Consider the following 25,384-nt stretch of genomic DNA (forward strand, 5'->3'; position numbering starts at 1 on the left):
CTGGTAAAATAATGCCCCATTAAACTAGTAACTTAATATTTGCATAAGAATTTTTTAGAGCTTCTCTTGTTAGCTCTTCATTTAACCAAGCTACTTTTGTAATACCTTCGTTTTGTTGCGCTTTTAACTTACCCTCGTAGGTGGTTTTCATTTCAAACCAATAGGTAACCTTTATTTTATAACTACCGTTACGCTTGAAAATATGATATGTGGTATCTAGTTGTTTAACAATCTCGAGATCTTTAACACCTGTTTCTTCCTCTACTTCTCGTATTGATGTTTGCTCAATACTCTCTTTTTTTTCTGTTTTCCCCTTAGGTAAATCCCATTTATCATTTCTATAGATAAATAGGATATCGCCATTAGCATTATAAACTTTACCGCCACCAGCAACAACGTTAGGAAGTTTTTTTAAAAACTTTTTTAATAGTTTTTTCGGATTTTTATGAATGAGCCTCACCCCTCTCAATTCTGTTTTATTAAGCTTTCTTATAACTTTAGTCATATTTACGTCCTTAAGTAAATAATTTTTAAAGTTAGTTTCCTCCTCAGCTACGGTAGTTAAAATTATTGGTTTGTCACCAACAAAAATTTTGTACATGGTTTGCAATGTATAATATTTTGGTGTTGTAAAAATATCATTTTTAGTTACATCTTAACCATTGTTGAAAAAAATAATTTTATTAATATCCTACAGTTGATATAAATTTAAATTTATCCGTAATTTTGTATTATGATTTTTGACAAAGACACAGCTAAAAAAACCGCCGAAGTTTTATTGCAAATTAATGCCATAAAACTCAGTCCTCAAGAGCCTTTTACATGGGCATCTGGATGGAAATCGCCAATTTACTGCGATAATCGCATTGTTCTATCTTTCCCTACCATTCGAAATTACATTCGCGAAACTATGGGTAAATATATTGAAAGAGAGTATGGTAAACCCGATGTTATTGCCGGTGTAGCTACAGGCGCTATTGGCATAGGTATGCTAGTTGCAGAATATTTAGGTCTGCCTTTTATATATGTAAGACCCGATGCAAAAGGACATGGTAGAAAAAACCAAATTGAAGGATTTGTAGAAAGCGGACAAAACGTAGTAGTTGTTGAAGATTTAATAAGCACAGGAAAGAGCAGTTTAAATGCTGTTAAAGCCTTAAAAGAAGCAAACATTAATGTAAAAGGAATGGTAGCTATTTTTACTTATGGTTTTGCCATAGCTGAAGCCAATTTTAAAGAAGAAAACATACGTTTAAATACGTTAAGTAATTATGATAATTTACTTGAAGAAGCTTTAGATACCAATTATATTTCTGAAAAACAACTAAAAACGTTGTCTGAATGGAATACCAACCCTAGTGAATGGAACGCTATTTGATATAAAACGAACGTTGTTAAGTTATGAAGTCGTTTAGATTATCAACCAAGCAACGTTACAAATAACAACATTATGAAATTAGAATCCCCGAAAATTAGCGTTAAAAAATCTCCAGAAGATGTTTTTAACTTTTTAACAGATATAAAAAACTTTGAAACGTTAATGCCTGAAAACATTAGCAAATTTGAAGTTTTAAGTGAAGACAAATTTCTATTTGCCTTAAACGGTATGCCAGAAATTGTTTTAAAAAAGAAAGAAGTTATACCTCCAAATAAAATTGTTTTAGGTGCTGCTGGTGGAAAAATAGATTTTTCACTAATAGCTAATATTGTGCAAATAGATGCCGAAACAAGCGAGGTTAAACTCGATTTTAATGGCGATTTTAATCCCATGATGGCAATGATGATTAAAAGCCCAATCACAAAATTTATAGAAACACTGGTAACAAGTATCCCAAAATCTATTTAATACAAAAGGGTAATTTCTTTTAAATCATATGCCTTCAATACATCATCTTCTAACAGAACTTGAAGGTAGCCAGCATCAGAAACACTCTTTATAAAACCAGAAAACATAAGGCCTTCAGCATTTTTAAATGTTGAAGGTTTATTTTTTCTAAACAATTGTGCTTCATATTCCTCCTTAATACTATCATATTTTTCATCTTTTAAAATCAAAAAATAAGATTTAAGATTACTAATCATAATCTTAAGAATTTCGTCAACATCAAAAGTTTTGTCTGTAATTCTTTTTAATGAGGACGCTTTAGGTAAATTTTCGAAGGTTGTTTGATTAACATTTAGTCCAATTCCTATAATTGAAGCATTAATTTTATTCTTTTTTATGACATTTTCAATTAAAACGCCACATATTTTTTTATCTGCTGACAAAATGTCGTTAGGCCATTTCACACTTAATTTAGGAATTTCAAGCGATTTTAAAGTTTTTAAAAGTGCCAATGAAGTTATCATACTTATGTAAAAGGGATGCTCTAACGGCATACTGGATAAATCTTTAAACACACTAAACATCAGGTTCTTACTAGCTTCAGAACTCCAAACCGAACCTCTTTGCCCCTTTCCTTCAGTTTGATTTTTTGCGGTAACTACCGTGTAATCATCAATAAATCCTGTACTTCCTAACCCTTTTAAATAGTTATTAGTTGAATCGATGGCATTAAGTTTGACTATACGCATATAAAGGTTATTAACAATACTCTAAAATCTTATGAAAATTTTAAAGTATAAAGAACTAAAAAAATAATAACTTTGCACAAATTAATTATATTTAATGGCGAAAGAAAAAATAAGCGCAGACCAATTAATATCTGTAATAATCAGTGGGATTGAAGATGTTAAAGGAAAAGAAATTAATATTCTAGATTTAAGGGAAATTGAAAACACGGTTTGCGATTACTTTATTATTTGCGAGGGAACTTCAAATACGCAGGTAAACGCTATTGTAAATTCTATCCAAAAGAAAGTAAGTAAAACTCTTAAAGATAATCCTTGGCATACCGAAGGTGCAGATAATGCAGAATGGGTATTAATTGATTATGTAAATGTTGTAGTGCACGTATTTCAAAAACATATTAGAGAATATTATGATATTGAAAGCCTTTGGGGTGATGCAAAAACAACTGTTATAGAAACGAGTTACTAAAAAGAACAAATGGCAAACGAAAATAAAAATTTAAAAGATAAAAAGCCTAAATTTAGTCCGTATTGGATTTATGGTATACTAATAGCCCTTTTCTTAGGGTATCAATTATTTAGTGGTGCAAGTTATCAAGACGCAAATAAAACAACGCCTTCAGACTTTTTTAAGTATTTAGAAGATGGTGATGTGTCGCGTATTGATATTATTAAAAACACACGAGTAGCTAAGGTATACTTAACCAAAGATGCTTTGGAAAAGGAGATTCACAAAAACTCTAAACCTCAAACATTTATCCCTTCGGCAACTATATTACCAAACTACAGATTTGAATTTGGTGATCTTCAAAATTTCGAAAATCAGTTAAATGAAAAAACCGCAGATTTAGCTACTAAACCTGTAGTAACGTTTGATACCGAAACAAACGACTGGGGCAATTTACTAATGGGTATCCTTCCTTTTATACTATTAATAGGTGTTTGGATATTTATTATGCGTAGAATGTCTGGTGGTGCTGGCGGAGGTGCTGGCGGACAGATTTTCAACATTGGAAAATCTAAGGCTAAACTTTTTGACCAAAATACAGAAGTTAAAACAAGCTTTAAAGATGTTGCTGGTTTAGAAGGCGCTAAAGAAGAAGTTCAAGAAATTGTAGACTTCCTTAAATTTCCAGAAAAATACACAACTCTTGGTGGTAAAATTCCAAAAGGAGCCTTACTTGTAGGACCTCCGGGAACCGGTAAAACCCTATTAGCTAAAGCTGTTGCAGGTGAAGCTAAAGTACCTTTCTTCTCATTATCTGGTTCAGATTTTGTTGAAATGTTTGTTGGTGTTGGTGCATCTCGTGTTAGAGATTTATTTAAACAAGCTAAGGAAAAATCGCCTTCAATCATTTTTATTGATGAAATTGATGCTATTGGTCGTGCAAGAGGTAAAAACGCCATGTCTGGAAGTAATGACGAGCGCGAAAACACTTTAAACCAATTATTAACCGAAATGGATGGTTTCGGTACCAATACAAATGTTATTGTAATTGCTGCTACCAATAGAGCCGATATTTTAGATAAAGCACTTATGCGTGCTGGTCGTTTTGACAGACAAATTTTTGTTGATTTACCAGATGTTCGCGAACGTGAAGAAATTTTTGAAGTGCATTTACGTCCTTTAAAAAAGGCTAAAAACTTAGATTTAGATTTCTTATCTAAACAAACTCCTGGTTTCTCTGGAGCAGATATAGCAAATGTTTGTAATGAAGCCGCTTTAATCGCTGCCAGAAACGGAAAAAAAGCTGTTGATAAACAAGATTTCCTAGACGCTGTAGATAGAATTATTGGAGGTTTAGAAAAGAAAAACAAAATAATAACACCAAGCGAAAAACGCGCAGTGGCATTCCACGAAGCTGGACACGCCGTTACAAGTTGGATGTTAGAGCATGCTGCACCACTAGTTAAGGTAACTATTGTACCTCGTGGTCGATCTTTAGGAGCTGCATGGTATTTACCAGAAGAACGTTTAATAGTGCGCCCAGAGCAAATGCTAGACGAAATGTGTGCTGCTTTAGGTGGTCGTGCTGCCGAAAAGGTGATTTTTAATAAGATTTCTACAGGAGCATTAAGCGATTTAGAAAAAGTAACTAAACAAGCTAGAGCTATGGTTACCATTTATGGTCTTAGCGATAAGGTTGGAAATCTTACGTATTATGATTCTTCAGGGCAGAGTGAATATGGATTTTCAAAACCATATAGTGAACAAACTGCAGAATTAATTGATAGAGAAATTTCAGATATCATTGAAAAGCAGTACCAACGTGCTATAGAGTTGCTTGAAGCTAATAAAGATAAGCTTACACAACTTGCCGAAGTACTTTTAGAAAAAGAAGTTATTTTTAAAGATAACCTTGAAAAAATATTTGGAAAGCGACCTTTCGAAAAAGAAGTAGCTTTAAACACAAAAGAAACCATAAAAGACGAAGAGGAATAACACTCATACATCTTAAATTGTTAAGCATTTGGTAAAAATCTTAAATTAATCGCAGGGTTAATTTAAGATTTTTTATATTTGATGAACCTCATCGAAATATCAGTTAATAGCAACACATTAAATGAGTCTTTTTAGAAAAATTTTTGGTTCTAAATCTGCACGATCAGAAGAAGAATTAAAATCTGACAATAGAGGCAAATACATGCCTGAAATTAAGCTACCAATAGACGAAAGGTTTACTATAAACTTTAAGGCTAATGGCGGCAAGTTTCTGTATTGCGAAAACTTAAATGAAATTTATAAAACTTTAGAGTACATTATTGAAGAAAATGACTGGCAAGAAGAGCAAGTCCTTTTACTAGATTCTGAATTATCAGCTAAGTTTAAAAATTCTAATTTACTCCCTACCAAAAAAATAAGTGATGCTACTTTTTTCTTAACAACTTGCGAAAACTTAATAGCTAACGATGGATCTTTATTAATTTCATCGAAACAAATTTTCGAAAAGAAACTTCCTGAACTACCTTTTAACTTTATTGTGTTCGCTACAACAAGTCAAATTGTAGATAATATTGGCGAAGGCTTACGAGGTATAAAGTCTAAAAACAAACAAAAGATTCCAACAAACATTACAACAATAAAGCATTTTAAATCTGGAGATAAAAAAGATTTTTTAAGCTATGGAAGTAGCGCGAAAAACTTATACCTACTACTTTTAGAAGACTTATAGGATGAAAGAAACTCTGACACGATCAATTTCTGGAATTATCTATGTTTCATTGTTACTTATTTGTTTATGTTTCGAACAAGCTTTAATTGGTCTTTTCTTTGTGTTCGGCATTATTTGCTTAGGCGAATTTAAAAAGCTTATTCAATTAAAAAGCTATATCCCGTATATCATATTTATTTTACTCTATGGTGTTTTCGCGTATTGGGAACCCGTGTTAAATACTCACGAAGGTTTAACTGAAGCGGTACAAATCTTAATGGTACTTTCCATATTTGTAAACCTGTTTTTAATAAAAGATTTATTTTCAACACGAAGTATTCCTTTATTTGCTACTAAGCGCTATTTATTAACCACATTTTATGTGTCTAGTGCTTTTGTTTTTTTAATTTTAATTGCTAACCATTACGAAAACTACAACCCCAATATTGTTTTAGGAACATTTTTACTCGTTTGGGTTAACGATTCCTTTGCTTACTTAGTTGGTAAAAATTTTGGCAAACAAAAACTTTTTGAAGTCATATCTCCAAAGAAAACTGTCGAAGGATTTCTTGGAGGATTATTCTTTTCGTGCGTAGCAAGCTATTTTATTGCTACCTTTACACACACATTAGGAACTACTAGTTGGTTAATACTAAGTATAATTATTAGTGTATTTGGTACTTTAGGCGATTTAATAGAATCTAAATTTAAAAGACAAGCAAACGTTAAAGATAGTGGTGTTATAATGCCTGGTCATGGTGGATTATTAGATAGACTAGACAGCATCTTTTTTGCAGCGCCATTTATATATTTATTTTTAAGAATTTTGAATTATGTTTCATAAAGAAGGTCATAAAATTATAGTCATTACTCTACTTATAGTTGTAGGCGGTTATTTATTAGCTGATAGTTTTATAGAGACTACGTGGCTAAGAACCATTATAATGCTTGTTTTATTAGTGTTTTTAATACTAATTCTTCAGTTTTTTAGAAACCCAAAAAGGCTAACACAACTTAATGACGGACAGGTTATTTCACCTGTAGATGGTAAAGTAGTTGTTATTGAAGAAGTTTTTGAAAAAGAATATTTTAAAGAAAAACGATTACAAGTTAGCGTATTTATGTCTCCAATAAATGTTCATGTTACGCGTTACCCTATTGGAGGAAACGTAGTATTTAGCAAATATCACCCTGGGAAATATCTAGTAGCGTGGCACCCAAAAGCTAGTGAAGAAAACGAACGTACCACAGTAGTTGTTGAAAATGAAACATACGGTAAAGTGCTACACAGACAAATAGCAGGAGCTTTAGCTAAACGTATTGTAAATTATGCCAAGGTTGGTGACTCTGCGGTTCAAGGTGGTGAATCTGGATTTATAAAATTTGGGTCGCGTGTAGATTTATATTTACCTTTAAACACTAAAATTAAGGTAGCGTTAAACCAAAAAGTTAAAGGAGGCGAAAGTATCATTGCAGAAATTAATGAGTAGTAATAAATTAGACATAGAATTTCAAGAAGCTGTAGCAAGAGTAAATGCGCACAAAGAGCCTTTTCCTGCAGATACGCTTTTAAAGCTATATGCTTACTACAAAAAAGCAACTAACGACTATGGACGTCCAAAAAGCAAAAAAGAAATAATTAATGCGTTTAAAACAAACGCTTTATTTCAGGCCAAGGGACTTGCTGAAGATGAAGCTAAACAAGCTTACATTGATTTGGTAACAAATTACTTTTTATACAGAGAATAGTAGTTTTTACTAGCTCTTAAACTAGATTTTAAATTTAGTAAACCCTGTACTCCTTTATTACAACTTGATTATGAAAAACATTCTATTCATACTCTTCCCTATTTTATGCTTTCAAATATCGTGTAAAAACAAAATAAGTCTATCCGAAAAGCAATGGCCTAACCACAACTTACATGAGTTAAATCCAAAAGTAATTGAACAACAAAACTTTTCGGAAATAGAAATTGAAACCAAAATAAACACAAGTATCAAAACCCAAATAAATAAAGGCATCTTAGTATCTAATATGAAGGTTCCTTTTAATGAAAAGACATTACATTATTTAGGATTAATATATCCTAACACCTTAAATCTATTTTCTAAAAACCAAATTACTAACCAAAAAGCTCCAGAATTAAACAAAAAGCTTCACGTTTATAAGTATGACTACTTTTATATTTCAACTGAAACAAATGATACCGTTGGTCAACAAAATGTGTACTACACTTTGCGGGCCATTAACATTCTAAAATACAGATATCCCCAAGCCTATAACCGATTAATTAAAAATACTATGTTTGGCCCAAAACCAATGCCAAGTGCTGGTTTTAATTACTTAAATACCAACCAAGCTATTTGGATAGGTTTTAACAAAAACCCTTCAGCTATTGCATCAAACAGATTGTATTTGATTTTAGATGGCTATGCAGATACCAATAAAACTATAGATTTATACAGAAACATTGCTATTGTAAATATTGATAGCGAAAACATTTTAGGGCATTTAAACTTAGGCAGCAAACCTATTTATGGCAATAGTACCGCCAATAAAAACAGAATGGACTATTTAAAAGAAGGTTTAGTTGAAAGTATTTTGCATGAAATGCTGCATAACTATATTGATTATGCCCACTCTGCCCTACCAGAATACAATGCGCTATATAACATGCGTGGTAAAACCAGTTTTAATAATTTTGAAGAGATTATGGTATTAAACACTTCGCTTTCTTACCTGTACAGAAAAGGAGGTTTTACTAATAAAATTAGGGATTATTACTACCCAAATACTTTTGATGCCAACGTAACTAATTTAAAACACAGCGGACTATTTGAAATTTATTTTAAAAGTGTATTTAATGAGCAACCTTATAATTTAATAGAAGATTTAAAACTAAGCCTTTTAAATTAAAACAGCCATGATGTTTAAAACACCATGGCTGTTTGCAATATATATAAAATTACGTTTTTACGTATAAGCTTATTACTAACCTAAACTAGCCAAACTCGTTTTTAAAGTTTCTATTTTAGCTAAAGCATCTGCTTCTTTCTTCTTTTCGCTAGCTACGACTTGCTCTGGTGCACCGGCAACGAAACGCTCGTTAGAAAGTTTCTTTTGTACCGATTTTAAGAATCCTTCAGTATAATTAAGCTCTTCGGTTAATTTCTTGATTTCTGCTTCAACATCAATAGCACCAACCATTGGAATAAAGTACTCATTTGATTTTACTCTAAAGGTTAATGCACCTTCAATAGCTTCAGAAACAGCTTCAATACCTTCTAGATTTCCTAGTTTAGCAATAACGCCATCAAACGTGGTGTTTGATTTTTCATTATTTATTACTGAAAAAGAAATAGCATCTTTAAAGGCTATATTTTTTTGTTTACGAATGTTTCTGATTCCTGAAATAACTTCAGATGCAAATTCAAACTCGTTAATTAAGGCCTCGTTAATTGGTTTAGCTTTTGGCCATCTAGAAACAATTAAAGCTTCTTCTGGTGTACGTTCTGAAATATACTGCCAAATTTCTTCCGAAAGGAATGGCATAAACGGATGCAATACTTTCAAATTATTTTCGAAAGCTTCAATTACCGATGCATACGTTTTTGCATCAATTGGTTTTTGATAAGCTGGCTTAATAATTTCTAATAACCATGAAGAAAAATCGTCCATGATTAATTTATAAATAGACATTAAAGCATCACTAAGTCTGTATTTACTAAAATGATCTTCAATTTCAACTAAAGCTTTTTGAAACTTAGCTTCATACCACTCCAACCCAACTTTTGCTGTTTCTGGTTGCGGTATAGTTTCATCAATTTCCCAACCTTGAATTAAACGGAAAGCATTCCAAATTTTATTCCCGAAACCTTTTCCTTGTTGGCAAAGGGCTTCATCGAACATTAAATCATTTCCTGCGGCAGAACTTAATAATAATCCAACACGAACACCATCGGCGCCATATTCTTCTATAAGTTTTAAAGCATCAGGAGAATTCCCTAAGGATTTACTCATTTTACGGCGTTGCTTATCGCGAACTAAACCTGTTAAGTATACATTTTGAAAAGGCTTTTCATCTTTATATTCATATCCAGCAATAATCATACGTGCCACCCAGAAAAATAAAATATCTGGACCTGTTACCAAATCGTTAGTAGGATAATAATATTTTATTTCTTCGTTTTCAGGATTACGAATACCATCAAAAACGCTCATTGGCCACAACCAAGATGAGAACCAAGTATCTAAGGCATCTTTATCTTGAGTAAGGTTACTGGTTTTTAGTTTTTGGTTATTAGTTTTTTGTTTTGCTTTTTCTAGAGCGACTTCAATACTTTCAGCCACTACAAAATCTTCTTTTCTGTCGCCATAGAAATATGCAGGAATTTGTTGCCCCCACATTAACTGACGAGAAATGTTCCAGTCGCGAATATTTTCCATCCAATGGCGGTATGTATTCTCGAACTTTTTAGGGAACAATTTAATATCATGATCTACTAAAACCGACTTAATGGCAGGTTTTACTAACTCTTCCATTTTTAAAAACCATTGGTCGCTTAAGCGTGGCTCAATAACAGCCTTAGTTCTTTCGGATGTTCCTACTTTATTTATATGTGTTTCAGTTTTAACTAAAACACCACTTTCTTCTAATTCTTTAGCTATTTCCTTTCTAACTACAAAACGATCTTTACCTTCATAATGCAACCCAAAGCTATTTAAAGAGGCATCTTCATTAAAAATATCAATAACTTCTAACTTATGCTTATCGCCAAGGTTCTTATCGTTTTCATCGTGTGCAGGTGTTACTTTTAAACATCCTGTACCAAACTCTACATCTACATATTCGTCTTCAATAATAGGAATAACACGATTACAAATAGGCACAATGGCTTTCTTTCCACGTAAGTGAGAAAAACGCTCATCTTCTGGGTTAATACATATTGCTGTATCTCCAAAAATCGTTTCAGGACGTGTAGTTGCAATGGTTAGCGTATCTTTACTTCCTTCAATTTTATACTCTAAATAGTAAAGGTTACCCTGACGCTCTTCATGGATTACTTCCTCGTCGGACAAAGTTGTTTTAGCCTCAGGATCCCAGTTAACCATACGGTAACCACGATAAATCATGCCTTTTTCGTATAAATCGACAAAAACCTTTATGACAGCTTCACTCATGTCGTCGTCCATGGTGAATTTTGTTCTATCCCAATCACAAGAACACCCTAATTTTTTAAGCTGTTCTAGAATTACACCGCCATACTCGTCGGTCCAATCCCAGGCGTGTTTTAAAAACTCATCGCGAGACAAATCATTTTTATCAATACCTTGCTCTTTTAACTTAGCAACTACCTTGGCTTCTGTAGCAATAGATGCGTGATCTGTACCCGGTACCCAACATGCATTTTTACCTAATAAACGCGCACGACGTATAAGTACATCCTGAATGGTATTATTTAGCATGTGCCCCATGTGTAACACACCCGTTACGTTTGGTGGCGGAATTACAATGGTATAAGGCTCTCTTTCATCTGGTGTAGAATGAAAATAATTGTGTTTCATCCAGTAGTCGTACCATTTACTTTCTACCTGATTTGCATCATATTTTGATGGGATTTGCATGCTTTGGAATAGTTTTTGAATATTGATGTGCAAAAGTACTCATATTTCTTTTTCTATAAAAACTATATGTGGTAATTGAAAAGTTGAATAACAACTAATTTTAACACTTATTAAACATTGATATAAAAATGTTATATGTACTTTTAACCGTGTTGAATATGTTAACACTTACGCATTACGTCTATTATTTTTGCAGATTATAGTAAAAGTAAGTATGTTTGGCAAGGTTTTAGAACTAAAATTAATACAACGTCCAATTAAATATTAGGCTTTAAAAATTAAGAACACTTTAAAAAAGATAAAATCATGAAACAATTAATTACTATTTTATTTATCGGATTAGTAAGTTTTGGTATAAACGCTCAAGCAAAAATTGAGTTTAAAGCGGAAACGATCGATTATGGAACTATAGAAAAAGGGGCGGACGGCGTACGTGTATTTGAATTTACAAATACAGGAAATGAGCCGCTAATAATATCTAACGTTAAATCATCTTGTGGTTGCACTGTACCTTCTAAACCAGATGGTCCAATTATGCCAGGAAAAACAGGTGAGATAAAAGTTAAGTATGACACTAATAGAGTAAATCCTATTAGAAAAACAATTACTGTAATGTCTAACGCAGATACACCAACTGTTGCCTTAAAAATTAAAGGCTTAGTTGTAGATACAAGTAAAGCAAGTGTACTTGACAAAACAGAAAAAAGTATTGTAGAAAACTAATAGTTGCTACAAAGTATATAAGAGGCTTGATCCAAATGGTTCAAGCCTCTTTTTTTTTACAATAAATTTTTAAGTTTAAAATTAAAACTGAGAACCTCATCATCCCTATCTACAACCACCCTAATTTTTTTGCCTTCTTCACCATAAAACATAAGCATAATTTGTTGCAATGTAAACTGATGACTCCTTTTACCATTTATACTTAAAATAACATCTCCAATTTTTAAACCAGCTAATGCGGCTGGAGAGCCCGCTCTTAACTCCACTATAGAATACGTTGGTAATAATGAAATAGTTACTGCATTTGAATATACCAGTTGGCCTTTCTCAACCTGTAGTTTACTGGTTGATTTTGCATCGCTCCTTTTTAGTTCCTTTACTAATCTAACACCATCATGAGCTAGTTCTACTCCGCTTTTATTATAACTAAACGGCTCTTTAAACTTATTGTTTTTTTTAAGAGTCATTTGTGCCTTCCTGTAATCAAAAATGATATTAAAGCGCTTTAAAATATTACCAGATATACTTCCGTTTCTATCTTTTATTTGTTTCGCATGAAAAATGTTTTCGGTGTTAGGGAAAGCCACATTTGCGTTTTTAAGTACAAAACGTTTTAACGTTAAGGCTTCAATTTTAGAACGCTTACCATAAACACTACCATTTAAACCATGACCAAGAAAATCGTTAAAATAATTTTCTCCACACTTAATACCTAGCGCATCATCTTCAAACAGCCATAAAGCATCACTTCCGCCAGAATCTAATAAAAGCTTTACGGGTATATTTCTATTATCTATGGTAACCTCAACATTTACATAAGGCTTTCCGTTATAAAACTCTAAATTAAACTGTTCGCAATTTTTACACTTTTTATTTTGATACGTTTCTGGGCTTGTTAATATTAAATAGGCTTTGGAGTAATTTATTTCGACAATTAAATCTTTAAACAAATCAAACCCCATAATACCATGAACCGGAAAACCTAACCTAGGGGCAAGATTCAAATTACTATTATAAACGGCATATAAATCCTGATTCCATTTTATAGCATCGCCTATCTTAAAAACATTATTAGTTGACTTTAAGGCTTCAACAGACTCTCCTCCTCCTAAGCCTCTTAACATAATCGTCTCGGTGTTTTTAATTTTTAAGGTATCAGAAACATTTAAAAAATTAAAAATTATAGGTTTGCTAACACCAGTATCTAATAGAAATGAAAGTGTAACGCCGTTAATTTCAACAGGTATAACAATTAAATTATTAATTAGTTTGAATTTTATTTTATCTGATTGCGTTCTATTTTGAACCACAAACTTATTCTGGGAATAGCTTGAAACCTCAAAAAGAAAGAAAAAAACTACAAAAATAAAATTTTTATTCATCATTAAACCGATTAATAGCATAATCAATTTACAAATCTTTAGTTTAGCAGTATTATTTACCGCTATTTTTTTTAAAAAATTAAGATTTTTTTTATAAAATTTGTAGCTTAAAAAGAAATAAATGCCAACAATATCTAAAAAAGGGCATGATATGCCTGCTTCACCAATTCGAAAGCTTGTACCTTATGCAGAACAAGCTGTAAAAAACGGAAAAAGCATATACTACTTAAATATTGGTCAGCCTGATATAAAAACACCAGAAGTTGCATTAAATGCAGTTAAACAAAACGATATTGAAATCTTATCGTATTCAAGGTCTGAGGGCTCTGACTCTTACAGAAAAAAGTTAGCAAAATATTATAACAGCCATAATATAAAAGTAACTTATGAAGATATTATAGTTACTACAGGAGCAAGTGAAGCTTTACTTTTCCTATTTAGCAGTACTATGGATCCGGGAGATGAAGTTATTATTTCAGAACCATTTTACGCTAATTATATTGCATTCTCTACAGCTTCGGGAGTTAAAGTAGTTCCCGCAATTTGTGATATAGATGATAATTTTGCACTTCCGTCGGTTAAGGCTTTTGAAAAACTAATCACCCCTAAAACTAAAGCTATTTTAATTTGCAACCCAGGAAATCCAACAGGTTACCTGTATTCCAAAGAAGAAATAGAACAACTTGCAGAAATTGCTGTTAAGCATGATTTATTCTTAGTTGCAGATGAAGTTTACAGAGAATTTGTTTATGATGGCCATAAACACCACTCTATCATGGAAGAAACCAATATCGATGAGCATGCAGTAGTTATAGATTCTGTTTCAAAACGTTACAGCATGTGTGGCGCACGTGTTGGTTGCTTGGTTACTAAAAACAAACTAGTTAGAGAAACATTTCTTAAGTTTGCTCAAGCTAGATTAAGTCCACCAACCTACGCACAAATAGCTAGTGAAGCCGCTTTAGATACGCCACAAAGTTATTTTGATGATGTTATTGAAGAATATGTTGGTAGAAGAGATATACTAATTAGCGAACTTAATAAAATTGAAGGCATAAAAGTAGCCAAACCTAAAGGTGCTTTTTATTGCATAGTTGAGTTACCTATTAAGAATTCCGATCATTTTGCAAAATGGCTATTAGAAGAATTCCACATAAATAATGAAACGATAATGGTTGCACCAGCCGATGGATTTTATTCGACACCTGGCACAGGCTTAAACCAAATTAGAATTGCTTACGTACTTAATAAGGAGAGCTTAATTAAAGCTGTTTATATTTTAAAAGAAGCTTTAAAAGTTTATAAGGACTAGTGCTAATACAAAATAACATATCATTAAAGCCATACAATACTTTTGGTATTGATGCGCATGCAAAACACTTCGTTTCGGTTAATAATTTAGAAGATTTAAAACATATCCTATCCTTAAAAAACCAACCGAACAAACTTATTTTAGGAGGAGGCAGCAACATATTGTTAACCCAAGATTTTGATGGTCTTGTTATCCGTATAAATTTAAAAGGCATAAAAATTATTTCTGAAAATGAAGATTCAGTTTTAGTACAAGCCAATGCCGGCGAAAATTGGCATGAATTTGTGCTTTGGTGTATTAATAATGATTTTGGCGGTATTGAAAACCTGTCCTTAATACCAGGTAACGTTGGCACCGCACCTATTCAAAACATTGGTGCTTATGGGGTTGAGCTAAAAGATATTTTCGAATCTTGCGAAGCCATTGAATTAAGCACGCAAACAATAAAGTCTTTTTACAAAGCAGATTGCAATTTTGGCTATAGAAATTCAGTTTTTAAACAAGAAGCCAAAGGAAAATTCATCATTATAAGTGTTAACTTTAAACTATCAAAAAAGCAGCACAACTTAAGTATTAATTATGGCGCAATTACCTCTCAACTAGAAGTAATGCAAGTTAGTAAACCAACCATACAAGATGTTTCAAAAGCTGTAATAAGTATTAGAGAAAGTAAGTTACCAAACCCTAAAGAGATTGGTAATAGCGGAAGTTTTTTTAAAAACCCTGTAATTTCTAAAACACATTTTAATACGTTACTTGAAAATTTTAAAGACATACCAAGTTATCCTATTTCACAGGAAGAAGTTAAAGTTCCTGCAGGTTGGTTAATTGAAAAAGCAGGCTTTAAAGGCAAATCATTTGGAGCTTATGGTGTTCATAAAAACCAAGCGTTAGTACTTGTTAATTATGGCAAAGCAAAGGGTATAGATATATTAAACCTTTCTAAATTAATCCAGAAAACGGTAATGCGTATTTTTGGTATTTCAATTGAAGCAGAAGTAAATATCTTATAATCTAAAAAGAAATTTCTAACTTTGAGAAAACATTTAGCCACTAAAAGCAACTATAAAAACTAACCATCTTGATTTCACCAATAGAAAAGCAAATAGTTACTTTACTTCAAAATAGCGATAAGAAAGCAATTAGTTTGTTATATGAAAACTATGCTGATGCCTTATTGGGTGTTATAAAGAAAGTAATTGCAGACGATGATACGGCTCAAGATGTGCTTCAAGAAACATTTGTTAAAATTTGGCGATATGCTAAAAAATATGATGCTAGCAAAGCAAAACTATTTACTTGGTTATATAGAATTGCCTATAACTCAGCTATTGACAAAATTCGATCGCAGAAGAATAAAACCAATAATGAAGTCCAAATGGAAACTTCAACCGTATATAAAGTAACATCCAATGAACTAAATCAGGATGTTTTGGATATAAAAAAACATTTAAGTAGCTTAGATATAAAATACCAAATAGTGATTAACGCTCTCTTTTTTGAGGGCATGACGCAGCAAGAAGCTAGCGACGAATTAGAAATCCCATTGGGAACCATAAAATCAAGATTAAAAATAGGATTACGTGAATTAAAAAAAATTTACGATCCTCAATAACCAAAGTCATGAATGAGAAAATAAATACTTTTTTAAGTTCTGGCCTATTAGACAAATATCTATTAGGTGAAACCACTCCTGCAGAAGCAGAAATGGTGGAGTCTTTTATCGCAAGATACCCAGAAATCGAAAACAACTACAACATGATGCAGCACAACCTAGAAGTGGTTGCTAAAGCTAATGCTGTAGAAGCACCTAAAGCCATCTTAGATTCTATTTTAGATGAGCTAGACGATACCCCTGTTGTTAATTTAAATAGTCCAAAAAAGCATAAGAAATGGTTTAAACTTAGTATTGCAGCTAGTGTTGCAGCATTAATTTTTGCTGGATCTTCTACTTATTTTTATGATCAAAATCAAAAACTACAAAGCGATACCGTAGTTGTTGATGAAGAGATTGAAGATTTAAGAAGCGACATTGCCAAAAACAATGCCATGCTAGACAAAGTAATGAGACAACTTTTAAAGCTTAATAACCCTGAAACTGAAAAGTACATTATAACAGGAAATGAGCGCGCTAAAGACTTAAAAACTGTTGCTTACATTAACCCTAAAGAAAAAACATCTATGATAGATGTGGTTTCTTTACCAGAATTACCAGAAGAACAATGCTACCAAATATGGGCAGAGTTACAAGGTAAAATGGTAAACCTAGGTATTTTGGATAAAGCAGATCGAAAATTAAGAAACATACCTTATATGGAGGATGCGCTTGCTTTAAGTATTACTATAGAGCCTAAAGGCGGTAATGCTGTAGCATCAACCGAAAACTCTGTAGCCCAAATTAGTTTGCATTAAATTACAATTTACTGTATATATTTAAGCCTCATTTTACAATGTAAAATGAGGCCTTTCTTTTTTAAAGAAATTCTAAATTCTTTACTCTAATCTTTACTGAATAATGCTTTATGTATTAAACCAGCAACTATAGCACCCGCTATTGGCGCAATCCAAAACAACCAAAGTTGACTAGTAAACTCACCTCCTGCAAATAGCGCTTGACTTGTTGAGCGAGCTGGATTAACTGATGTATTAGAAATTGGAATACTTATTAAATGAATTAATGTTAAAGCTAAGCCAATTGCCATACCAGCAAAACCTTTAGGCGCCCTTGGATAAGTGCTTCCTAAAATAATTAGTAAAAAAAACATAGTTAGCACAAACTCAGTGACTAAAACCGATATCATTCCATAACCTCCAGGAGACAATTCGCCATAGCCATTGGCCGCAAAACCACCAATATCGGTGAAATCAGATTTCCCGGAAACAATTAAATATAATACGCCTGCTGCAGCTATAGCACCAAAAATTTGAGCAACAATATAACCTAATAAATCTTTAGCCTCAAATTTCCCTCCAGCCCACAAACCCAATGAAACGGCAGGATTGAAATGCCCTCCAGAAACATGACCAACGGCATAAGCCATAGTCAAAACAGTAAGACCAAAGGCTAACGACACTCCTACAAAACCAATTCCTAGCTCAGGAAATCCGGCTGCAAAAATAGCACTACCACAACCTCCAAAAACAAGCCAAAAGGTTCCAAAAAACTCTGCGAATAATTTTTTCATAATTATAAAATTTTATTTAGTTAATGAAATCAAACATTTAAACATCTTATTATAAGACCCTAAGATATATAATAGTCACATAAGTTTACCCGACAATTCTTTTAAAAACTATAAACTAAAATCTTATCTTTGCATAAATAATTACACTCTCAATGAAACTTTTTTTAATTACCATTGTACTTTTAGGAATAGGAATAGCTGGAATAGCTATTAAAATTTGGGCTAAAAAAGACGGTAAATTTGCCGGTACTTGCGCTAGCCAAAACCCGATGCTTAATAAAGAAGGAGAATCTTGCGGTTTTTGTGGAAAAACTCCAGACCAATATAGCGACTGTAACGAACCTCAACATTCCTAACACTTTATGGGGTTTCTTGATTTTGTATTCTACGGTTTTATAGCCGTAGTAATTATTCAAGTTATTTTTTATCTTTTTTTATTTGGAAGTTTTACGTTCTTAAAACAAAAGAAAAGTACAGCTAAAAACTTAGCTGTTTCCGTTATAATTTGTGCTAAAAACGAAGCCGAAAACTTAAAAAAACTCCTTCCATCCATCATAAATCAAGACTATAAAAATTTCGAAATAGTTTTAATTAATGATGCTTCATCAGATAACACCTTGGATGTTATAGAGCATTTTGCCAATTTACATAGCATTATTAAAGTCGTCAATGTTAAAAGTATTGAAGCCTTTTGGGGAAATAAAAAATACGCATTAACTTTAGGTATAAAAGCTTCAAAAAACGACTACCTTTTATTTACGGATGCCGATTGCAAACCTATGTCTAAATATTGGATACGAGATATGACAGCTCATTTTGACAGTAAAAAGTCGATAGTTTTGGGTTATGGCTCCTATGCTTGGATTAAAAATTCGTTTTTAAATAAACTCATCCGTTTTGAAACTTTTATTACTGCCATAAACTATTTTTCGTTTGCAAAAGTGGGATTGCCATATATGGGCGTAGGGCGTAATTTAGCGTATACTAAAAAAGCTTTTTTTGATGCTAATGGCTTTATAAACCATATAAAAATTAGATCTGGCGATGACGATTTGTTTATAAACCAAATCGCAACATCACAAAACACAGCAATCAGTTTTAATAAAAATAGTTTTACAGAATCCATTCCAAAAACAACCTTTAAAAACTGGTTTAAACAAAAAAGGCGACACGTATCTACCGCCAAACACTATAAAATGAAGCACAAAGTGTTACTTACACTTTTATATGTTTCAGCTTTTTTATTTTGGCTATTTGCTATAACTTTACTAATACCATTATTTAATTGGCAAATTGTATTGGGTTTATTACTTTTTAGAATTGTAACTCAATATATAATTTTAGGAATGGCATCAAAAAAACTAGGAGAGACCGATTTATTGCTTTTACTTCCTTTTTTAGAAATCTTTTTAATTATAGCCCAATTAACTATATTTATAAATAATATAATATCAAAACCTAATCATTGGAAATAAAGGAAGCTATTTTGCGAGCCAAAAAAAATGACCAAAAAGCATTTAATTACTTATTAGATACTTATTGGGATAACGTTTATGGTTTTCAATTAAAGCGAACAGAAAATGAAAATGATGCCGAGGATATTACTATTCAAACCTTCTCTAAAGCATTCGATAAAATTAATACTTTCGATGAAAACTATACTTTTAAAACATGGCTAATAACCATATCGAAGAATATTCATATCGACTTATTAAGAAAAGAAAAAAACTCCATTGCTCAAGTTATTTCAAAAGATAACCGAGAACTATTTCAGGTTTTAGATGAAACACCTTCCGCAGAAGATAAATTAATTACCGATCAAAATTTAGCCAAATTACTACGCGACATTAAAAAGCTAAAACCACATTATCAAGAAATTATAAACTTACGCTATTTTCAAGAGTTTACTTATAAAGAAATTTCAACCGAACTTAATGAACCTATGAGTAATGTTAAAGTAAAATTACTTAGGGCAAAAAAGCTATTAGCTGAAATAATTAGAGGAAAGTAATCAAACTAAATATATCACTATTTAACTTTATTAAAGTCTCCCTCAGCCCACGGAATCCTTGAACCGTTTTTAGCATCCCAAAAAAATTAAATAGTACAGGTTTGCAAACCAAGTTGGGCAACTATTTAAAAGAATACTTTGTATCTTTGCTATCTACATTTTAGAGATATGAATACCGAAACAAAATCGAATATATTACCAGAACGAATAGCTAAACCAAAATGGTTACGTGTAAAGCTTCCAACAGGAAAAAAATATACGGAGCTAAGAGGTTTAGTAGATAAATATAGCCTAAATACTATTTGTACTTCTGGAAGTTGTCCAAATATGGGCGAATGTTGGGGAGAAGGCACTGCCACATTTATGATTTTAGGAAACGTTTGCACACGCTCTTGCGGATTTTGTGGTGTAAAAACAGGCCGACCAGAAACGGTAGATTGGGATGAGCCAGAAAAAGTTGCGCGATCTATAAAAATTATGCAGATTAAACACGCTGTTTTAACAAGTGTTGATCGTGATGATTTAAAGGATATGGGAAGCATAATGTGGTCAGAAACTGTTAAGTCGGTTAGAAGAATGAACCCAAACACAACACTTGAAACACTTATACCAGATTTTCAAGGAATTGAAAAACATATTGATCGAATTATTGACGTTGCGCCAGAAGTAGTATCTCATAACATTGAAACCGTACGCAGATTAACACGTGAGGTTAGAATACAAGCTCAATACGACCGTAGTATGGGGGTTTTAAAATATTTAAAACAACAAGGACAACGCAGAACAAAATCTGGGATTATGCTTGGTTTAGGCGAAACCAGAGAAGAAGTTATTGAAACGCTACACGACCTTAAAGCCAATGATGTTGATGTTGTTACTATTGGTCAATACTTACAGCCTAGTAAAAAGCATTTACCAGTAAAGCAATTTATTAATCCAGATCAATTTAAGGAGTACGAAGAAATTGGATTAGAATTAGGTTTCCGTCATGTTGAAAGTAGCGCATTAGTAAGGTCGTCTTACAAGGCACAAAAACACATAAATTAATATATGATTAATGTTGCCATCAATGGTTTTGGCAGAATTGGTAGACGCGTTTTTAAACTACTACAAAACCATGAAACTATTCAGGTTGTTGCTATAAATGACTTAGCCGATGCTAAAACGTTAAGCCACTTACTTAAGTACGATAGTGTACACGGTGTTTTTAATGCAGATATTTCACATGATGAAAACTGTATTATTGTTAACCAAAAACGTATTTCACTATTAAATGAAAACCACCCGAGTAATATTAACTGGAAACCATTTAATATTGATTATGTAATTGAAGCTTCCGGAAAATTTAAAACAACTGCCGATTTGCAGTATCACATAACTAATGGAGCTAAACAAGTTGTATTAAGTGTACCTCCTCTAGAAGACGATATTAAAACTATAGTATTAGGTGTAAACGATTCCAGTATTGATGGTAGCGAAACCATAATATCAAACGCATCGTGCACCACTAATAATGCGGCACCCATGATTGATGTAATCAATAAACTATGTGGTATTAATCAAGCTTATATTACAACGGTACACTCCTACACTACCGATCAAAGTTTACACGACCAACCGCATAGAGATTTACGACGAGCTAGAGCCGCAAGTCAATCTATAGTGCCAACAACAACAGGCGCAGCAAAAGCATTAACTAAAATTTTCCCAGAACTCTCCAATGTAATTGGTGGTTGTGGTATTCGAGTTCCAGTTATAAACGGTTCGTTAACCGATATTACATTTAATGTAAAGAAAGCTGTAAGTATAGAAGATATTAATAATGCCTTTAAATTGGCTGCCAATAAAAATTATAAAGGCGTTATAGAATATACAGAAGATCCAATCGTTTCTATTGATATAGTTGGAAACCCTCACTCTTGCATTTTTGATTCGCAAATGACCTCCGTAATTGGAAATATGGTAAAAATTATAGGCTGGTATGACAATGAAACAGGGTATTCACAAAGAATTATCGACTTAATATGTAATTTATCGGCAAAAAAGTGTCTTTTATCGATAAAATAATTATATTTGTCAGCGCTATTATCATAAAATGCCTAGAACAAGAAACTTTATATTCATTTTTTACCTGCTCCTCAGTATCACTGTTTGTGGACAACAGACTATTGAAGAGGATCCTGAATTGGTACAAAACAACATTAATTATTGGATTGTACAATCTAAACTTGAGCTTGAAAATTTTAATTATTTTAAGGCTAAAAAAAACCTAGACAAAGCATTAGAGTTAGCTACAAACGCCGAAAACAAAAAAAGTCTTGGTATTATTTATGCCGTTAAAGGTAAAATTGAACTTGTAATAGAGGAAGAAGATAACGCCATAAAATCGCTTAATAAAGCGATTGAAATCCAGCGTATTATAAATGACAATGTAAACCTTGGAACCTCATACAAAACGTTTGGCGATGTATATTTAGCAAAAAAAGATTACTATTCTGCACTAGACTCTTACACGGCAGCAAAATCAAAATTTCAAGAAGAAGATTTAAATCTTGAGTTAGCTGAAACACTATTAGCAGAAGGTAAAACATACTACGAGCTAAAAAATTATAAAAACGCTAGAGATATTATTGAGCAAGCCTTAGCTATGGCTAAAAAGTACGACTTTTATAATCTACAAAGCGAAGCCTTAATTAATCATGCTAAAGTTTACAACAAATTAAGTAACAACGAAAAAGCCTTGGAAGCCGTTTTAGAAGGACTTCGCATAGCAAAACACTACAAACAAACCAACGTTAGCAATCAAGGTTCACTTATTGCTAGTGATTTATACAATAATTTAGGAAACTATAAGCTTTCTAGAGACTATTTACAGGAACACATACATTTATCAGACTCTATTAGAAGTCTAACAAAAATTAAGTCTTCAAGAACTCAAAAAACAGAATTTAGACTTAACGCTGAAATAGAAAAAAACAATGAAATCGTTCAAAAATTAGAAAAAGCAGAAGACGATAAAAACCTAAATGCTTTTATATCTATTTTAAGTGTTGCTTTAATTACTATTCTAGCACTTTTAACCTTATCGCTTTATAAAAACAATAACATTAGGCTCAAAACTAATAATATGCTTCATAAAAAAAATGGAGAACTTATTATTGCTAAAGAAAAAGCCGAATTGGCATCAAAAACTAAAGCAAACTTTTTATCAACCGTAACACACGAACTTAGAACACCATTATACGCAGTTACAGGTCTTAGTAATATGTTGCTAGACGAAAACCCTAGGCCAGAACAAGTACAGCATTTAAAATCACTTAAATTTTCTGGAGATTATCTTTTAACATTCATAAACGATATCCTTCAAATAAATAAAATTGAAGCTAATAAAGTTGATGTTGAACCTGAATCATTCAGCTTAAAAAAGAAAATAAAGAACATTATTTTAGCGCTTAACAATTCAGCCTTAGATAATAATGTTAAAATTCATTTAGAATACGAAAAAGAGCTTCCTGAATTCTTTATTGCCGACCAATTAAAGATTTCTCAGATTTTAATAAACCTAGTTGGTAATTCAATTAAGTTCACCAAAAACGGAGATATCTGGATTCGTGTTTATAAAATTGAAGAAGAAGGCAAAATATACACCCTTCGTTTTGAGGTGGAAGATAATGGTATTGGTATTAGTCAAGAAAAGCAAGACCATATGTTCGAAAGCTTCTCTCAAGGATCTATTCAAATTAATCGTAAATACGGTGGCACTGGCTTAGGTCTTTCTATTGTAAAAGGTTTAATTGATATTTTAAAGGGTAAAATTTACGTAAAAAGTGAATTAAAGAAAGGAACAACATTCTACTTTGAAATTCCTTTAGAGCAAACAAACATTAAAGAAGCAGAAGAAACAAAAGTGGCATATTTTAATGGTAACACAGACGATATAGATTTATCGAAAGTAAAAATATTGGTTGTTGAAGACAATAAAATCAATCAAATGATTACCAAAAAGATTTTAACTAAAATGGAACTTAAATGCGATATCGTGGACAATGGTGAAGAAGCCGTTGAAAGAATTCGTAATAATGATTATAATATTATCCTTATGGATATTCACATGCCAGGTATAAGTGGTATGGAAGCTACCAAGCGTGTTAGAGAGTTTGATAAAGACCTTACCATTTTTGCCTTAACAGCAGTAACCATTGAGGATAAAATGCAAGAATTTGACGAAGCTGGTTTTACAGACATTATCCCTAAACCATTTAAGCAAGAAGAGTTCGAGAAAAAACTTTACAACGCCTTAACAAATAAAAATAAAGCGCCAGAAGCTAATGCTTAACAAAGGCTTTAATTAGAGTATTTAATTTATCTGCGTCATCAATATTAACCGCAATAGGTAAGTAAAACAATTTCTCTTTTAAACTATCATATTGTTTCAGTCTCATATAGTCTTTTTCGGTGGTAACTATAACCTCTTTCTGCGCTAAATTTTCGATATCATTTAATGTGAAATTATAATGATCTTTAAAATTTAAATGTTCAAACTTCAAGTTTTTTTCATTCAAATAATTCAACAATGGTTTCGCATTTGCTATACCTGTAACCAAAGTAAAAGGCGCTAAGTTTTCAATATATTCAGTTTTACCTGCAGCTATTACAGATTTAGCATAATCAATAGTACTAAAAAAAACATGTTGATGTGTTTCAGGGCTAATACGTTTTACAATATTACTTTTTTCACTTGAATTTAGACCTTTAGGGCATTTGGTAACTATAATAACATCGGCTCTTTTCGATCCACCTCTTGGTTCTCTTAAATTACCAGTAGGCAAAACAATATCCTTAAAAAAAGGATTCGCATACGTAGATAATAAAACATTAAATCCAGCACTAACCTTTCTGTGCTGATACGCATCATCTAGCAGTATAACATCAGGCTTTTCATTTTGCAGTATTTCAATCCCATGTTGCCTATCTGCATCAACAGCAACTAGAATAGAATCCTTAAACTTAGTATAAAACTGAAAAGGCTCATCGCCAATAGTATCTGCCGTTGCTGTTATATTTGCTAATTGAAAGCCTTCTGTTTTACGTTTATACCCTCGACTTAGCGTTGCAACTTTAAAATCATCTTTTAAAAGTCTAATTAAATACTCAATCATTGGTGTTTTTCCTGTGCCACCTGCACTCAAATTGCCAACACAAATAATAGGCAACTTATACGACTTCGATTTTTTAATACCTAAATCGTACAATTTATTTCGCAACCAAGTCACCATAAAATAAATGGGGATAACGGGGAATAATAATTTTCTAATAATATTCATTACTGCGAAATTGTATTTAAGCTCGAAATATAATTATTAAATCAAAGAAGATGTAATAACACACTAAAAATAATTAGTTAAGGTGAAAGTAATTATTT

The 25,384-nt window shown here is 32.2% G+C and carries 26 protein-coding genes; 20 read left to right on the top strand and 6 right to left on the bottom strand.

Annotated features, from left to right (window positions below):
* Positions 1 to 19 precede the first annotated feature (19 nt).
* Positions 20 to 601, bottom strand: coding sequence for an NUDIX hydrolase (locus tag AAFN75_RS02835; RefSeq protein ID WP_411808141.1), 582 nt, complete (start codon positions 599 to 601; stop codon positions 20 to 22).
* Between the two features lie 132 nt (positions 602 to 733).
* Between AAFN75_RS02835 and pyrE the strand changes: the two genes are divergently transcribed.
* Complete coding sequence (gene pyrE / locus AAFN75_RS02840; RefSeq protein ID WP_411808142.1) at positions 734 to 1,378, top strand: orotate phosphoribosyltransferase; 645 nt, start codon at positions 734 to 736, stop codon at positions 1,376 to 1,378.
* Between the two features lie 72 nt (positions 1,379 to 1,450).
* Entirely contained in the window at positions 1,451 to 1,846 is a 396-nt protein-coding gene (locus AAFN75_RS02845) for an SRPBCC family protein (protein ID WP_411808143.1), read from the top strand.
* Here AAFN75_RS02845 and AAFN75_RS02850 read toward each other — a convergent pair.
* The gene (locus tag AAFN75_RS02850) at positions 1,843 to 2,574 is read right to left on the bottom strand and encodes a biotin--[acetyl-CoA-carboxylase] ligase (RefSeq protein ID WP_411808144.1); all 732 of its coding nucleotides are present in this window, start codon (positions 2,572 to 2,574) and stop codon (positions 1,843 to 1,845) included. The genes AAFN75_RS02845 and AAFN75_RS02850 overlap by 4 nt on opposite strands.
* Before the next feature lie 94 nt (positions 2,575 to 2,668).
* On the opposite strand from AAFN75_RS02850, the gene rsfS reads away from it, so the two are divergent.
* From rsfS to AAFN75_RS02885, 7 genes are all read left to right on the top strand, one after another.
* Positions 2,669 to 3,040 carry a ribosome silencing factor gene (gene rsfS, locus AAFN75_RS02855; RefSeq protein ID WP_092851508.1) on the top strand — a complete coding sequence of 124 codons (372 nt, stop codon included), beginning with the start codon at positions 2,669 to 2,671 and terminating at the stop codon, positions 3,038 to 3,040.
* A gap of 9 nt (positions 3,041 to 3,049) precedes the next feature.
* Complete coding sequence (gene ftsH, locus AAFN75_RS02860) at positions 3,050 to 5,014, top strand: ATP-dependent zinc metalloprotease FtsH (RefSeq protein ID WP_411808145.1); 1,965 nt, start codon at positions 3,050 to 3,052, stop codon at positions 5,012 to 5,014.
* A 121-nt stretch (positions 5,015 to 5,135) separates the two neighbouring features.
* Entirely contained in the window at positions 5,136 to 5,744 is a 609-nt protein-coding gene (locus AAFN75_RS02865; RefSeq protein ID WP_144116704.1) for an LUD domain-containing protein, read from the top strand.
* Between the two features lies 1 nt (position 5,745).
* Complete coding sequence (locus AAFN75_RS02870; protein WP_144116705.1) at positions 5,746 to 6,567, top strand: phosphatidate cytidylyltransferase; 822 nt, start codon at positions 5,746 to 5,748, stop codon at positions 6,565 to 6,567.
* Positions 6,557 to 7,213, top strand: a complete 657-nt coding sequence (locus AAFN75_RS02875) for a phosphatidylserine decarboxylase family protein (RefSeq protein ID WP_411808146.1) — start codon at positions 6,557 to 6,559, stop codon at positions 7,211 to 7,213. The genes AAFN75_RS02870 and AAFN75_RS02875 overlap by 11 nt, the downstream gene beginning before the upstream one ends.
* Positions 7,206 to 7,472 (top strand): acyl-CoA-binding protein, encoded by a 267-nt coding sequence (locus AAFN75_RS02880; protein ID WP_144116707.1) that lies wholly within the window; start codon positions 7,206 to 7,208, stop codon positions 7,470 to 7,472. Before AAFN75_RS02875 ends, AAFN75_RS02880 begins: the two co-directional genes overlap by 8 nt.
* Before the next feature lie 70 nt (positions 7,473 to 7,542).
* A complete protein-coding gene (locus AAFN75_RS02885) occupies positions 7,543 to 8,640 on the top strand; it encodes a hypothetical protein (RefSeq protein WP_411808147.1) in 1,098 nt (365 codons plus the stop codon).
* Positions 8,641 to 8,715: 75 nt separating this feature from the next.
* Here the strand turns inward: AAFN75_RS02885 and AAFN75_RS02890 are convergent, their stop codons facing one another.
* The gene (locus tag AAFN75_RS02890) at positions 8,716 to 11,349 is read right to left on the bottom strand and encodes a valine--tRNA ligase (protein ID WP_411808148.1); all 2,634 of its coding nucleotides are present in this window, start codon (positions 11,347 to 11,349) and stop codon (positions 8,716 to 8,718) included.
* Between the two features lie 306 nt (positions 11,350 to 11,655).
* On the opposite strand from AAFN75_RS02890, the gene AAFN75_RS02895 reads away from it, so the two are divergent.
* A complete protein-coding gene (locus AAFN75_RS02895; protein ID WP_411808149.1) occupies positions 11,656 to 12,072 on the top strand; it encodes a DUF1573 domain-containing protein in 417 nt (138 codons plus the stop codon).
* Positions 12,073 to 12,128: 56 nt separating this feature from the next.
* Here the strand turns inward: AAFN75_RS02895 and AAFN75_RS02900 are convergent, their stop codons facing one another.
* Complete coding sequence (locus AAFN75_RS02900) at positions 12,129 to 13,457, bottom strand: aspartyl protease family protein (RefSeq protein ID WP_411808150.1); 1,329 nt, start codon at positions 13,455 to 13,457, stop codon at positions 12,129 to 12,131.
* A 118-nt stretch (positions 13,458 to 13,575) separates the two neighbouring features.
* Between AAFN75_RS02900 and AAFN75_RS02905 the strand changes: the two genes are divergently transcribed.
* From AAFN75_RS02905 to AAFN75_RS02920, 4 genes are all read left to right on the top strand, one after another.
* Positions 13,576 to 14,766, top strand: coding sequence for a pyridoxal phosphate-dependent aminotransferase (locus tag AAFN75_RS02905; RefSeq protein WP_144116711.1), 1,191 nt, complete (start codon positions 13,576 to 13,578; stop codon positions 14,764 to 14,766).
* On the top strand, positions 14,766 to 15,779 hold the full coding sequence (gene murB, locus AAFN75_RS02910; protein ID WP_411808151.1) for a UDP-N-acetylmuramate dehydrogenase: 1,014 nt from the start codon (positions 14,766 to 14,768) through the stop codon (positions 15,777 to 15,779). The genes AAFN75_RS02905 and murB overlap by 1 nt, the downstream gene beginning before the upstream one ends.
* A 68-nt stretch (positions 15,780 to 15,847) precedes the next feature.
* Positions 15,848 to 16,381, top strand: coding sequence for an RNA polymerase sigma factor (locus AAFN75_RS02915; RefSeq protein ID WP_411808152.1), 534 nt, complete (start codon positions 15,848 to 15,850; stop codon positions 16,379 to 16,381).
* An 8-nt stretch (positions 16,382 to 16,389) separates the two neighbouring features.
* A complete protein-coding gene (locus AAFN75_RS02920; protein WP_411808153.1) occupies positions 16,390 to 17,178 on the top strand; it encodes an anti-sigma factor domain-containing protein in 789 nt (262 codons plus the stop codon).
* Between the two features lie 86 nt (positions 17,179 to 17,264).
* Here the strand turns inward: AAFN75_RS02920 and aqpZ are convergent, their stop codons facing one another.
* The gene (aqpZ, locus tag AAFN75_RS02925; RefSeq protein WP_411808154.1) at positions 17,265 to 17,951 is read right to left on the bottom strand and encodes an aquaporin Z; all 687 of its coding nucleotides are present in this window, start codon (positions 17,949 to 17,951) and stop codon (positions 17,265 to 17,267) included.
* A 152-nt stretch (positions 17,952 to 18,103) separates the two neighbouring features.
* Here aqpZ and AAFN75_RS02930 point away from each other — a divergent pair, with 152 nt between their 5' ends.
* The 6 genes from AAFN75_RS02930 (at position 18,104) to AAFN75_RS02955 (ending at position 24,298) form a co-directional block, all read left to right on the top strand.
* On the top strand, positions 18,104 to 18,307 hold the full coding sequence (locus tag AAFN75_RS02930; protein ID WP_144116716.1) for a membrane or secreted protein: 204 nt from the start codon (positions 18,104 to 18,106) through the stop codon (positions 18,305 to 18,307).
* Between the two features lie 6 nt (positions 18,308 to 18,313).
* On the top strand, positions 18,314 to 19,426 hold the full coding sequence (locus tag AAFN75_RS02935; protein WP_411808155.1) for a glycosyltransferase: 1,113 nt from the start codon (positions 18,314 to 18,316) through the stop codon (positions 19,424 to 19,426).
* Positions 19,417 to 19,962, top strand: coding sequence for an RNA polymerase sigma factor (locus AAFN75_RS02940; protein ID WP_411808156.1), 546 nt, complete (start codon positions 19,417 to 19,419; stop codon positions 19,960 to 19,962). The genes AAFN75_RS02935 and AAFN75_RS02940 overlap by 10 nt, the downstream gene beginning before the upstream one ends.
* 168 nt (positions 19,963 to 20,130) lie before the next feature.
* Positions 20,131 to 21,009: a lipoyl synthase gene (gene lipA, locus AAFN75_RS02945; protein WP_411808157.1), complete on the top strand. Its 879-nt coding sequence runs from the start codon at positions 20,131 to 20,133 to the stop codon at positions 21,007 to 21,009.
* Positions 21,010 to 21,012: 3 nt separating this feature from the next.
* The gene (gene gap / locus AAFN75_RS02950; protein WP_144116720.1) at positions 21,013 to 22,029 is read left to right on the top strand and encodes a type I glyceraldehyde-3-phosphate dehydrogenase; all 1,017 of its coding nucleotides are present in this window, start codon (positions 21,013 to 21,015) and stop codon (positions 22,027 to 22,029) included.
* 28 nt (positions 22,030 to 22,057) lie between these two features.
* The gene (locus AAFN75_RS02955; RefSeq protein ID WP_411808158.1) at positions 22,058 to 24,298 is read left to right on the top strand and encodes an ATP-binding protein; all 2,241 of its coding nucleotides are present in this window, start codon (positions 22,058 to 22,060) and stop codon (positions 24,296 to 24,298) included.
* Here the strand turns inward: AAFN75_RS02955 and lpxK are convergent.
* Positions 24,288 to 25,286, bottom strand: coding sequence for a tetraacyldisaccharide 4'-kinase (lpxK, locus tag AAFN75_RS02960; protein ID WP_411808159.1), 999 nt, complete (start codon positions 25,284 to 25,286; stop codon positions 24,288 to 24,290). The two genes, AAFN75_RS02955 and lpxK, sit on opposite strands and share 11 nt — an antisense overlap.
* Positions 25,287 to 25,384: the final 98 nt, after the last annotated feature.

Source organism: Algibacter sp. AS12 (assembly GCF_046736315.1).
In the GTDB taxonomy this organism is placed as follows: domain Bacteria; phylum Bacteroidota; class Bacteroidia; order Flavobacteriales; family Flavobacteriaceae; genus Algibacter_B; species Algibacter_B amylolyticus.